11 protein-coding genes are annotated in these 11,490 nt (G+C 53.8%); 5 read left to right on the top strand and 6 right to left on the bottom strand.

What is annotated here, in order from left to right:
* Positions 1 to 49: 49 nt before the first annotated feature.
* Positions 50 to 475, bottom strand: a complete 426-nt coding sequence (locus E2F51_RS22450) for a VOC family protein (RefSeq protein WP_013203071.1) — start codon at positions 473 to 475, stop codon at positions 50 to 52.
* 117 nt (positions 476 to 592) lie between these two features.
* On the opposite strand from E2F51_RS22450, the gene E2F51_RS22455 reads away from it, so the two are divergent.
* Positions 593 to 1,486 (top strand): LysR family transcriptional regulator, encoded by an 894-nt coding sequence (locus tag E2F51_RS22455; RefSeq protein ID WP_013203072.1) that lies wholly within the window; start codon positions 593 to 595, stop codon positions 1,484 to 1,486.
* A 205-nt stretch (positions 1,487 to 1,691) separates the two neighbouring features.
* A complete protein-coding gene (locus E2F51_RS22460) occupies positions 1,692 to 3,347 on the top strand; it encodes a glucan biosynthesis protein D (protein WP_134824617.1) in 1,656 nt (551 codons plus the stop codon).
* A gap of 41 nt (positions 3,348 to 3,388) precedes the next feature.
* On the opposite strand, the gene E2F51_RS22465 is transcribed toward E2F51_RS22460, so the two are convergent.
* Positions 3,389 to 4,060, bottom strand: coding sequence for a MarC family NAAT transporter (locus E2F51_RS22465; protein ID WP_013203074.1), 672 nt, complete (start codon positions 4,058 to 4,060; stop codon positions 3,389 to 3,391).
* A gap of 230 nt (positions 4,061 to 4,290) precedes the next feature.
* Here E2F51_RS22465 and E2F51_RS22470 point away from each other — a divergent pair, with 230 nt between their 5' ends.
* The 3 genes from E2F51_RS22470 to yahO all read left to right on the top strand — a co-directional run bounded on the left by E2F51_RS22470 (position 4,291) and on the right by yahO (position 6,317).
* Complete coding sequence (locus tag E2F51_RS22470; RefSeq protein ID WP_013203075.1) at positions 4,291 to 4,614, top strand: DUF3302 domain-containing protein; 324 nt, start codon at positions 4,291 to 4,293, stop codon at positions 4,612 to 4,614.
* Between the two features lie 4 nt (positions 4,615 to 4,618).
* Positions 4,619 to 5,755 carry an HlyD family secretion protein gene (locus tag E2F51_RS22475; RefSeq protein WP_134824618.1) on the top strand — a complete coding sequence of 379 codons (1,137 nt, stop codon included), beginning with the start codon at positions 4,619 to 4,621 and terminating at the stop codon, positions 5,753 to 5,755.
* A 292-nt stretch (positions 5,756 to 6,047) separates the two neighbouring features.
* The gene (gene yahO, locus E2F51_RS22480; protein WP_013203077.1) at positions 6,048 to 6,317 is read left to right on the top strand and encodes a DUF1471 family periplasmic protein YahO; all 270 of its coding nucleotides are present in this window, start codon (positions 6,048 to 6,050) and stop codon (positions 6,315 to 6,317) included.
* A 135-nt stretch (positions 6,318 to 6,452) separates the two neighbouring features.
* Here the strand turns inward: yahO and E2F51_RS22485 are convergent, their stop codons facing one another.
* The 4 genes from E2F51_RS22485 to nuoM form a co-directional block, all read right to left on the bottom strand.
* Positions 6,453 to 6,902 (bottom strand): GNAT family N-acetyltransferase, encoded by a 450-nt coding sequence (locus tag E2F51_RS22485; RefSeq protein WP_013203078.1) that lies wholly within the window; start codon positions 6,900 to 6,902, stop codon positions 6,453 to 6,455.
* Positions 6,903 to 7,012: 110 nt separating this feature from the next.
* Entirely contained in the window at positions 7,013 to 8,350 is a 1,338-nt protein-coding gene (locus tag E2F51_RS22490) for an HdeD family acid-resistance protein (RefSeq protein ID WP_245174156.1), read from the bottom strand.
* 115 nt (positions 8,351 to 8,465) lie between these two features.
* Entirely contained in the window at positions 8,466 to 9,923 is a 1,458-nt protein-coding gene (gene nuoN, locus E2F51_RS22495) for an NADH-quinone oxidoreductase subunit NuoN (RefSeq protein WP_134824620.1), read from the bottom strand.
* A gap of 6 nt (positions 9,924 to 9,929) precedes the next feature.
* The gene (gene nuoM / locus E2F51_RS22500) at positions 9,930 to 11,450 is read right to left on the bottom strand and encodes an NADH-quinone oxidoreductase subunit M (protein WP_134824621.1); all 1,521 of its coding nucleotides are present in this window, start codon (positions 11,448 to 11,450) and stop codon (positions 9,930 to 9,932) included.
* Positions 11,451 to 11,490: the final 40 nt, after the last annotated feature.

Genomic DNA, 11,490 nt, shown 5'->3' on the forward strand with positions numbered 1-11,490 from the left:
CTCAGACGACCAGGAATAGACTGATAATGTTGCCTTTAGTGGTAACGGGCTATTTCGCGAACATACTGCGGATGTCTTTGAACGCCTTGAACTCCAGCGCGTTACCACAGGGATCGAAGAAGAACATGGTGGCCTGTTCGCCCACCTGCCCTTTAAAGCGCACGTAGGGTTCAATCTCAAACTTCACCTGGAAGTCCTTCAGCCGCGCGGCCAGTTGCTCCCACTCTTCCCAGCTCAGCACCAGCCCGAAATGCGGCACCGGCACGCCGTGGCCGTCAACGTGGTTAGTATGAACCGCATCTGGCGCGGTCTTTTTCGGTGCCTGATGAATCACCAGCTGATGTCCATAGAAGTCAAAATCCACCCATTGTTCGCTGGAGCGTCCTTCAGCAAGATTGAATACGGTGCCGTAGAAATGGCGGGCAGCAGCAAGATCGTGAACAGGTATTGCCAGATGGAACGGGCTGAGGGCCATTGCAGTCTCCGGGGATCAAGAAAGGTCGTTGTGAACCCCCATTCTTCACGATAATATTTTTGGTGAAAAGCGAATATTATTACAACGATTCAACAATTATTTTGCTGAGTGGACACCATGATACGTGAACTGAAAACCTTTGTTGCGGTCAGCCAGTTTGGCACTTTCTCCGCCGCCGGACAGCGTATTGGCCTGACGCAATCGGCGGTCAGCGCGCAAATGCGCACGCTGGAGGAAGCGCTGGGTATGCGGCTGTTTGACCGTTCCGGCCGCGCCGTGGCGTTAAATGCTGATGGCACGCGGGTCTTGCCGATGGCGGAAGAGATCCTGACGCTGTTTGCCCGCATGGCTCAGCCCGAAAATCTGGCCGAGTATCGCGGGTCGATTAAGATTGGGGCTATCGCGTCGGTGCAAACCGGCCTGCTGCCCGGCGTGCTGGTCAGCGTGCATCAACAGGCGCCCGCGCTGGAAACCAAACTGATCCCCGGCGTCTCCTCCAGCCTGCTCACCCAGGTGGACGCCGGCAATATCGATCTGGCGGTGATCATCAAACCCAGCTTCGCGCTGACCAAAGACCTGTACGCGGAAACGGTGCAGCGCGAGCCGTTTGTGCTGATCGCCCCAGCGGATGTGGCAGGCGATGATGTGGTTGAGCTGATCCGCCAGCATCCCTTTATCCGCTATGACCGCTCCTCTTTCGGCGGCCGGATGGTCAGCCAGTTCCTGCGCGAGCAGCGGCTCGATCCGCAGCTGGCGCTGGAGATTGATGAAATTGATGCCATCGTCAAAATGGTTGAGATGCAGTTGGGCGTTGCGCTGGTGCCGCTGGCAGGATTGTGGACAGATCGCCCGGCAAACGTCCGCATTCTGCCGCTTGGCGAGTTAACCTTCTATCGCGAACTGATTGTGGTGATGAGGCATGCTAATCGTCAGGCCCCGTTACATAAATTCTTTGTTGGCACGCTGATAAATCACGCCATTTCAAAACAGGAACCGTCTGATAAGGGCTGAAAAGCGCCGGCTATCAGCGGAAAACAGGGATTTTGTTAGATTTATCTGATAAATTTTTTGCTAACTGAATTTTTGATCTCACGGACTGTCCTACTTTGCTGTGATTTAGATCACGCATATGTCGACAAAGCTGCCCGTCAGCGACGGTGTGCAACACCACGACAGTCTCTACAAACTCCGTTCAGCAAAGGGAATGACTTCTGGCATGAATCGAAGAATGTTTATGAAAGCCTCAATGGCTTTCGCTACGGTAAGCGGCATGTCCGGCTTATCGACATTATTTGCACAGGCTGCCTGGGCTGATACCGATATCGCCGATGGCTCAGCAAAGAAATTTGATTTCGGCGTGCTTAAGCAAATGGCGGCTGACCTCGCGAAAAAACCTTACGGTGGCGCTCCGGCCCCGCTGCCAGAAACCCTGGCAACCATGACCCCGCAGGCTTATAACGAAATTCAGTACGACGCCAACCACTCACTGTGGAATGACATTCCCAATCGTGAGCTTGACGTTCAGTTCTTCCACGTCGGCATGGGCTTCAAACGCCGCCTGCGGATGTTCTCTGTCGATGCGTCCAGCCGTGAAGCCCGCGAAATCCACTTCCGTCCGGAGTTGTTCAACTACAACAACGCCAAAGTGGATATGAAACAGCTGGAAGGTAAAACCGATTTGGGCTTTGCCGGTTTCAGGGCGTTTAAAAAACCCGAGCTGGCCAGCAAGGACATCGTTTCCTTCCTCGGCGCAAGCTACTTCCGTGCCGTTGATGAGACCTATCAGTACGGTCTTTCCGCGCGTGGCGTGGCGATCAACACCTTCGGCAGCCATGAAGAGTTCCCTGACTTCACCGCGTTCTGGTTTGAAACGCCGAAGGCAGATGACACCACCTTCACCGTTTACACCTTGCTGGATGGCGAAAGCTGCACCGGTGCATTCAAATTCATCGTCCACTGCGAAGATAAGCGCGTGGTGATGGAAGTGGAAAACCACCTGTATGCGCGTAAAGACATTGAGCAGATGGGTATCGCGCCGATGACCACCATGTTCAGCTGCGGCAACAACGAACGCCGCATGTGCGACACCATCCACCCGCAAATCCATGACTCCGATCGCCTGGCGATGTGGACCGGTGTTGGCGAGTGGATCTGCCGCCCGCTGAACAACCCGCAGCGTCTGACTTACAACGCCTACAAGGATGAGAATCCGCGCGGCTTTGGTATGTTGCAGCTCAACCATGACTTCCAGGATTATCAGGATGTGATTGGCTGGTACAACAAGCGACCAAGCCTGTGGGTTGAACCGGTTGGCAAATGGGGTAAAGGCGCCATTAACCTGATGGAAATCCCGACCACGGGCGAAACGCTGGATAACATTGTCTGCTTCTGGCGTCCTGAAGAGGCGATTAAGGCCGGCAGCGAACACAGCTTCAGCTACAAACTTTACTGGAGTGGTCTGCCACCGGTGCGCAGCGGTATGTCCCGCGTGAACGCGACCCGTACCGGCATGGGCGGCTTCCCGGAAGGTTGGGCACCGGGCGAACACTATCCGGACGTCTGGGCACGTCGCTTCGCGGTCGACTTTGTCGGTGGCGATTTGAAAGCAGCCGCGCCGAAAGGCATCGAGCCGGTGATTACCACCACCTCAGGCACCATCAAACAGGTTGAAATCCTCTACGTGGAGCCTATCGACGGCTACCGCATTCTGTTTGACTGGTATCCGAACAGTGACTCGGTGGAGCCGGTGAATCTGCGCCTGTTCCTGCGCACCAAAGACGAGACGCTGAGTGAAACCTGGCTGTATCAGTATTTCCCGCCCGCACCCGACAAGCGTAAATATGTCGATGACCGCCAGATGACGGCAGGTTAACAGACAGTAAAAGGGCCGCACAGCGGCCCTTTTTTGTGGCTTCAGCTGGCTGGATAGGTCGAGATGATTTCCAGTATGCCGTTGATGATAAACTGCACGCCCATGCAAATCAGCAGGAAGCCCATCAGACGGGAAATGGCCTCAATTCCGCCTTTGCCCAACACGCGCATCACCCCACCCGCACTCCGCAAGCATATCCACAGCAGCACGCCTATCGACACAAAAATCAACGGTGGTGCCGCAAAGATAACCCACTCAGGAAAATCAACGCCATGACGCAGGGTTGAGGCAGAACTGATCACCATCGCAATGGTGCCCGGACCGGCCGTGCTGGGCATCGCTAACGGGACAAATGCGATGCTGGCCTCGGGTTCACGCGCCATCTCATCGGCTTTACTTTGCGCTTCGGGTAAACTGACGCCCTTTGCCGGCGGGAACAGCATACGAAAGCCGATAAAGGCGACAATCAGTCCACCGGCAATGCGCAGGCCCGGAATGGAAATGCCAAAGGTATTCATCACTATTTGCCCGGCATACCAGGCTACCATCAGGATAATAAACACATACAGCGAAGCCATCATGGCTTCTTTATTGCGTTCGGCACTGCTCATCTCCCCCGCCAATCCGAGGAACAACACCACGGTGGTTAAGGGGTTGGCAAGTGGCAGCAGAACCATTAATCCCAGTCCAATCGCCCTGAGTAAATCCATCATAATGATGCTCCCAATGTGGAGAGAAACAGCCACAGAATGTAGCCAGGCTCACAGAGTATAGAGAAGGTTAACCAAACAAAATATGAATCACCCGTCAAAAATAGTCGTGAAGGCCATTAATTTCTCTGGTTTAAAATGGGACGAAATTATTAAGCGATCAGATTTAATGGCTGGCCAGTAAAGTTAAGACTATATTTAAGCCAAATTAAATCACATCATTCGAGGCGAGTATGTTTCTTGACTACTTTGCGCTGGGTGTACTGGTGTTCGTTTTTATCGTTATTTTTTACGGGATTATTATCCTGCATGATATCCCCTACCTGATAGCGAAATCACGTAATCATCCTCATGCCGATGCTATTCATGTTGCCGGCTGGGTCAGCCTGTTTACCTTACATGTTATTTGGCCCTTTTTATGGATATGGGCCACCCTGTATCGTCCTGAAAGGGGCTGGGGAATGCAGAATGAAAGTGATGTTATCCAGCAATTGCAGCGACGCGTAACGGAGCTGGAGAAGAAACACCCTGACGTTAACGTGCCACCGCAGGAGTAATGTTATGGATCTGCTCATTATTCTTACCTACGTTGCGATTGCCTGGTCCATATTTAAAATCTTCAAGATCCCGGTCAATAAATGGACCGTGCCCACGGCGGTATTAGGCGGCGTATTTCTGGTTAGCGGATTGATTCTGCTGATGAATTACAATCATCCTTATACTTCCTTAGCGCAAAAAGCGGTGATTACCATCCCCGTGACGCCGCAGGTGACGGGTGTGGTCACTAAAGTCACCGACAAACAGAATGTCCATATTGAAAAAGGTGAAATGCTTTTTAAGATAGACAATACCCGCTTCCAGGCGCGGGTAGACCGGCTGCAGGCCGATCTGGTCAGCGCCATCCATAACACTCAGGCGATGAAGGGCCAACTGGATGAAGCGATTGCCAATACCTCTAATGCCACCGCCGATCGCGACCGCCTGTTCACAGACTATCAGCGCTATCTGCGGGGCAGTAAGGCCAAGGTCAATCCGTTCTCTGAAAGAGATATCGACACCGCGCGACAAAACTTTTTAGCGCAGGATGCGCTGGTAAAAGGGTCACTGGCGGAGCAGGCGCAGATTAAGAGCCAGCTGGACAGTGAGGTTAACGGCGAGCAATCGCAGATTGTCAGCCTCAGAGCCCAACTGGCGGAAGCCAAATATAACCTCGATCAAACGGTGGTTCGCGCCCCGAGCAACGGCTATGTGACGCAGGTGTTGATCCGCCCAGGCACCTATGCTGCCGCGCTGCCGTTGCGGCCGGTGATGATTTTTGTCCCCGAACAGACCCGGCAAATTATCGCTCAGTTCAGGCAAAATTCGCTGCTGCGCCTTGAGCCTGGGGATGAAGCAGAAGCGGTGTTTAATGCGTTACCGGGCGAGGTGTTCAGGGGCAAATTAATTCGCGTCCTGCCCGTGGTACCCGGTGGCGGTTATCAGGCGCAGGGTTCATTGCAGTCGCTTAACCTGACGCCCGGTTCCGATGGCGTGCTGGTGGTGATTGAGCTGGATGCCAATCCGCAGATAGATTCCCTGCCTGACGGTATCTTTGCGCAGGTAGCGATCTATTCCGACCACTTCGCCCACGTCTCGGTGATGCGCAAAGTGTTATTACGGATGACCAGTTGGATGCACTACCTGTATCTTGATCATTAATTAATAAGCAGGCTATGGAAATAAAACAGTATGATATTAATCAGCCTGACTATTTTTTCTGTGTTGTTGAGAAATAGTTATACAATAATATTTTACGCGTACAGATTAAAAGTATCCTTCATGTATTTAGGATGAAATAAATAAATTCATCACTGCATAATGGATGAAAAGCGGCTTTCATCACAAAACAAACAAATCGCATTAACGCTATTAGACAGTGTCGATTGGGCCAACTATATATTTATTAGCACAAATCATTATCCACCCACCATTCTGTTAAAAGGAAATTCCGATGAAGAAGATCGTTCTTGGCGTCGTGTTATGTGCATTTTCGATCAGTTCATTTGCTGCAGAATTGATGACGAAAAATGAGTTTAAAAAGGTTCATGACCAATATACCAAAGTAGGAAGTGTCACCACCGCAGGTGAGACCAGCGCTGCCGATGCCAAAACCGAACTGTCGAAAATGGCAGATGATAAAGGCGGCGACATCTATGTCCTGACCTCAGGAAATACCAATAAAAAGGTCCACGCTACGGCTGATGTTTACAAGAAAAAGTAACCGTCTCAACATTTCACTGAGAATGCCTGCTGCGTTAAGACAACCAATCGGGCATTCTCAGCCATCAACGCCCCTTTTCTCCCGCCGTTCCTGACCTTATCTTCGTTCCAGTCAGCGCTCAGGGACGTGTTGTGTCTATTTTTGCATATCAATGTGCGGGATATTATCTTCCAGATATTCTTCGCTGACCGGCTCAAAACCAAACCGACCATAGAAATCCTGCAGGTGGGCCTGCGCCGACAGGAAGATTTTGTGCTGCGGCCAGAAATGCTCGCAGGTGGCAACGGCCTGTTCCATCAGACGGTGCCCCAGACTCAGCCCCCGGGCTTCGCTTGAGACAATCACTCTGCCAATCTTCACCGGCTTGTCCGCCGACTCTGGCGCGAGGATACGGGCATAGGCCAGCAGTTGCTGATCGAATATCGCCAGCAGATGGCGGTTCTCGCCCTGTAAATCAGCCCCGTCAAGATCCTGATACGGACAATTCTGTTCCACCACAAACACCGCATTCCGCAGCGCCAGCAGCTGATAAAGCTGAGCCACACTCAGCTCACTGTGGTGTAGATCCTGCCAGTACACTTCCATACTCTCTGCTCCATTATTCAGACATCTCAATAATGTACAGGTTTCTATGCCAGAACACTGCTGCCCACTTAACAAGATTTCTTGCAGGCCACGACAGTCAGAACTTGTGGTTACATCGGGGTGTTATCCGATTTGAGTTTCTTACTCACCGCCCGCCGTAATGCCACCGCCTCGCCCAGCCGCTTATGCCAGGCGCGGCTCGTTTCGGGCTCGATCACCCTTTTCAGCAGCAGGACATAATCATGGACCAGCCCCGGCGTCCAGGTCATCTCTTCTGCCCTGCCCCTGACTAATCCGAGTAGCCAGAAGTTCGGGTCACACAGCATTCTCAGCCCGACCAGAGTTCTGTTCCCCAGCACCCCTTCTATCGCCACATCCAGCGCGTGGATCACCGTGGTTGAGCAATTGCGCGAGGTGAGATTATAGGTGGTATCCGTCGCGTAGCGCTGCCAGTAGTTTTTTAACGCCTCAGCATTATAAATGCGAAAAGCGATCAGCCGGTCCGGTGCGCACCAGGCCACAATTTCCTCGGGCAGCGAGGGTAAAAACCGGCCGGGGACATCATTCTCTTCGCCGGCCCGGAGCACGGCACGGAAATTCCCGCTGTCGCGGTCAATCAGCTGCAGCGGGTAATGGCTGATATACAGCTCCCCCATTTCCAGCGCGGCATGTCCGGTCGAGATCACCCCATGCTGATCGACGGCGGCAATATAGCGATCGATAACCAGCCGTCGATCCTTGACCACCGACGATCCCACCGGCGTCCAGACATGTATATTGAGCGGCGTTAGCGCCGGCCGGTGGGGGAAAGGAGGATGGATATAATCGGTTGATTGCGCGCCACGCATTCCCTGAGCAGTGAACAGAGGCAGCGACATCACCGAGGCGTTCTCCCCTAACAGCCAGACATTCCGCGCCATCACCAGCAGCGAATAGCCGGACATCAGCAGCAGAATGGCAAAGCACAACGGAACCGTGATGTGATGATGGAACGGCCAGTTGCTGAAGACGATCAGACTGAGGACGATTTCGATGCTGCCAATCAGCACCCCTCTACGCCATTGCCGGCCTTGTAGTACCAGCGAAGAGGCAATCCGAAACAGGCCATCGCCTAGAAAGGCTACGCCAAACAGTAACGATGCCAGCAGGTTATTATCCCAGGGCACGTCAAACACCAGAAACGCAATAAACAGAAATCCAACGCCTTTTGCCAGCGCAGGAAGATAAACGCGGGTGCCAATCAGCCAGCCGGACAGAAGCTGCACAATGCCCTCTACTACCAGCAAGATGGCCAACGTATCCAGCGGCACTGAAAGCCGTCCATCCCCGGCCATATCGATAAAAATTGCCACGGAGAGCGCAATCAGCAGCAGCCCCATCACGGCGAGCAGCAGCCATCGGGGGCGCAGCGCGCGGGCGCCCATCAGCAAAAAGATCAGTCTTATCACCCGCCGTCTCCGCAAGGACCGATGTTTTAAAGCTAGCATGCGGCGCGCTATTTACCCGAACGCAGGCGAAAAAAAACGGGCTCATATGAGCCCGTTTTTCGGTGGTCAACGTTGATTACATCAACGGTTGCGCCATCTGCACCAGCGAAATCAGTGGCTGAGGATAGATACCCAGCAGCAGCACCATAATCGCGGAAATCAGCACCACCACACCACCGGCCGTAAAGGCCCAGTTAGCCGGTGTATCACGCTGCAACAGCTCTGGCGGATTCAGGTACAGGCTGACGGTAACGCGCAGATAGTAATAAAGACCAATCGCACTACCGACCACAACCGCACCCGTCAGCCACCACAGGTGTGCACCGACACCGACTGCGATGATGTAGAACTTACCAATAAAGCCCAGCGTCATCGGGATACCGGCCAGTGACAGCATCATCACCGTCATCACCGCTGACAGGATTGGACGGTGCCAGAAAAGACCACGGTAAGAGTAGAGCGAGTCAGCATCCGGCCCACGGTATGGGCTGGACATCAGGCTGACCACGCCAAATGCACCGAGGCTGCTGAACAGGTAACCGGCCAGGTAAACACCGGTAGCTTCCAGCGACATCTGATGCGTCTGAATCGCAATCAGCGCCACCAGCAGATAACCGAGGTGAGCGATGGACGAGTAGCCCAGCAGACGCTTAATGTTGCTCTGCGAGATCGCCATCAGGTTACCAAACAGAATCGAGGCCACCGCGATAATCGCCAGTACCGTCCGCACGGCTTCGCTATCCGCCACAGGCGCATAGAGGAACAGGCGCATCACCACACCGAAGATGGCAATTTTGCTGGCAGTTGCCAGGAAAGTCGATACCGGTGCAGGCGCGCCCTGATAGACATCCGGCGTCCACAGCTGGAAAGGCACCAGCGACAGCTTGAAGCCCAGTCCGACAATCATCATCCCCAGACCCGCCAGCAACAGCGGCGCATGGATAACGCCGTCGTTCAGGCTCTTGCCCAGTGCCACAAAGCTCAGGTTACCGGAATCTGCGTAAATCAACGCCATACCGAACAGCAGGAAGGACGATGCCACGGCAGACATGATGGTGTATTTGATACTGGCTTCCAGCGAGCGTTTTTGCTGGAAGGCATAGCCGACCAGGCCGAACAGCGGCAGGGAAATCAGTTCAATGCCGATAAACAGCGACGCCATATGATTGGCGCTGGCCAGCACGATGCCGCCCATTGCAGCAATCAGCACCAGCAGATAGAACTCTTCGCGGTTATCCGGGTAGCCCGCCAGCCATGGATAAGCAAAGGTGCAGGTCGCCAGGCTGGCAAGGATCACCAGTCCGGTATACAGCATCGAATACCCATCCACACGCAGCAGCGGCGTGACGTCCATCGGGCCAGCCTGGCCGACAAAATACAGCGAGAACAGCGCAATGTTCAGGCCAATCACCGCCAGCGTGGCATTGACGAAGTGGTTGCGTCGCCACGCAATGGACAGCATCACAACTACCACCGTCAATCCGACGATCAGCAGCGGCAGAAGCGCGATCAATTGTTGAGGAGTTATTGTCATGGCGAATTACGGCCTTGTAGTTGTAATTGAAGCGGTATACCACTGCTGAATGTTACTCATCGCAGCATGTGAGGTGTCCAGAATCGGCTGTGGCTGAACACCCAGCAGCACCAGCAGAACCACCAGCACCATAATCATCAGGAACTCACGGGCATTCATGCCGCGCAGAGGCGTTTCTGATTTTGGTGCGCCGTAATAAGCACGTTGCATCATGACCAGCGAGTAAACAGACGCGAACACCAGACCGAAGGTCGCGATAACGATAGTCACCGGCACGGTTTTGAAGCTTCCGGTCAGGATCATAAATTCCCCGACGAAGTTACCGGTGCCTGGCATACCCAGGTTGGCAACCGCGAAGAACAGTGACAGACCCGGTAACCATTTGATGCGTGACCACAGGCCGCCCATCTGACGCATATCACGGGTATGCAGACGCTCATACAGCTGACCACAAAGGATGAACAGTGCGGCGGCCGACAGACCGTGAGCAATCATCTGCACCACTGCGCCCTGGAACGCCAGCTGGCTGCCGGTGTAGATAGCAATCAGCACGAAGCCCATGTGCGAAATGGAGGTGTAGGCAATCAGACGCTTAATGTCGTACTGCGAGAACGCCATCCACGCGCCGTAGAAGATACCGATCAGGCCCAACACCATCGCAATTGGGGCAAAATCGTGCGACGCATTCGGGAACAGCGGCAGGGCGAAACGCAGCAGACCGTAGGCGGCGGTTTTCAACAGAATGCCGGCCAGGTCAACCGAACCGGCGGTTGGTGCCTGACTGTGCGCATCCGGCAACCAGCCGTGCAGCGGAACCACCGGCATTTTCACCGCGAAAGCGATAAAGAAGCCCAGCATCAGCAGATATTCAACGTGCTGCGACATCGGCGTTTTCAACAGCTCTTCGTAGTTGAAGGTCCAGACGCCGGTCGCGTTGTAATGCACAAACACCAGGCCCAGAATCGCAATCAACATAATCAGGCCGCTGGCCTGGGTATAGATGAAGAACTTGGTCGCTGCGCTGATACGCGTTTTACCGTCCGATGCTTTGTGACCCCACAAGGCGATCAGGAAGTACATCGGCACCAGCATCATTTCCCAGAAGAAGAAGAACAGGAACATGTCGATGGCAAGGAACACGCCGATCACGCCGCCGAGGATCCACAGCAGGTTCAGGTGGAAGAAGCCCTGCCATTTTTCAATTTCATTCCACGAACAGAGGATCGCCATCACGCCCAGCAGGCCGGTCAGCACCACCATCAGCAGTGAGAGACCATCCAGCGCCAGATGCACGTTGATACCAAAACGTGGGATCCACGAGACGAAGAATTCAGACTGCCACTGCGGAATGCCGGCGGCCTGAGTCAGTGAGTAGCCGCCCTGCAACCAGAGTTGCAATGAGAGCGCCAGCGTCAATCCCATTGAGATCAGGGCTATCCAGCGCGGAACTTTTGCGCCGAAGCGCTCAAGCTGCCAGCAAAGCAGGCCACCGATGAACGGGATTAATATAAGCCAGGGTAATAACATGGCGGTTTTCTTCCCTTCTTTAGTCCCCCGGTCAGGGGAA

The sequence above is a fragment of the Erwinia sp. QL-Z3 genome (assembly GCF_004551645.1).
In the GTDB taxonomy this organism is placed as follows: domain Bacteria; phylum Pseudomonadota; class Gammaproteobacteria; order Enterobacterales; family Enterobacteriaceae; genus Erwinia; species Erwinia billingiae.

Bases quoted from the DNA above. Each gene is read 5' to 3' on its own strand.
- E2F51_RS22450 (WP_013203071.1), bottom strand. From the start codon at position 475: ATGGCCCTCAGCCCGTTCCATCTGGCAATACCTGTTCACGATCTTGCT.
- E2F51_RS22455 (WP_013203072.1), top strand. From the start codon at position 593: ATGATACGTGAACTGAAAACCTTTGTTGCGGTCAGCCAGTTTGGCACT.
- E2F51_RS22460 (WP_134824617.1), top strand. From the start codon at position 1,692: ATGAATCGAAGAATGTTTATGAAAGCCTCAATGGCTTTCGCTACGGTA.
- E2F51_RS22465 (WP_013203074.1), bottom strand. From the start codon at position 4,060: ATGATGGATTTACTCAGGGCGATTGGACTGGGATTAATGGTTCTGCTG.
- E2F51_RS22470 (WP_013203075.1), top strand. From the start codon at position 4,291: ATGTTTCTTGACTACTTTGCGCTGGGTGTACTGGTGTTCGTTTTTATC.
- E2F51_RS22475 (WP_134824618.1), top strand. From the start codon at position 4,619: ATGGATCTGCTCATTATTCTTACCTACGTTGCGATTGCCTGGTCCATA.
- yahO (WP_013203077.1), top strand. From the start codon at position 6,048: ATGAAGAAGATCGTTCTTGGCGTCGTGTTATGTGCATTTTCGATCAGT.
- E2F51_RS22485 (WP_013203078.1), bottom strand. From the start codon at position 6,902: ATGGAAGTGTACTGGCAGGATCTACACCACAGTGAGCTGAGTGTGGCT.
- nuoN (WP_134824620.1), bottom strand. From the start codon at position 9,923: ATGACAATAACTCCTCAACAATTGATCGCGCTTCTGCCGCTGCTGATC.
- nuoM (WP_134824621.1), bottom strand. From the start codon at position 11,450: ATGTTATTACCCTGGCTTATATTAATCCCGTTCATCGGTGGCCTGCTT.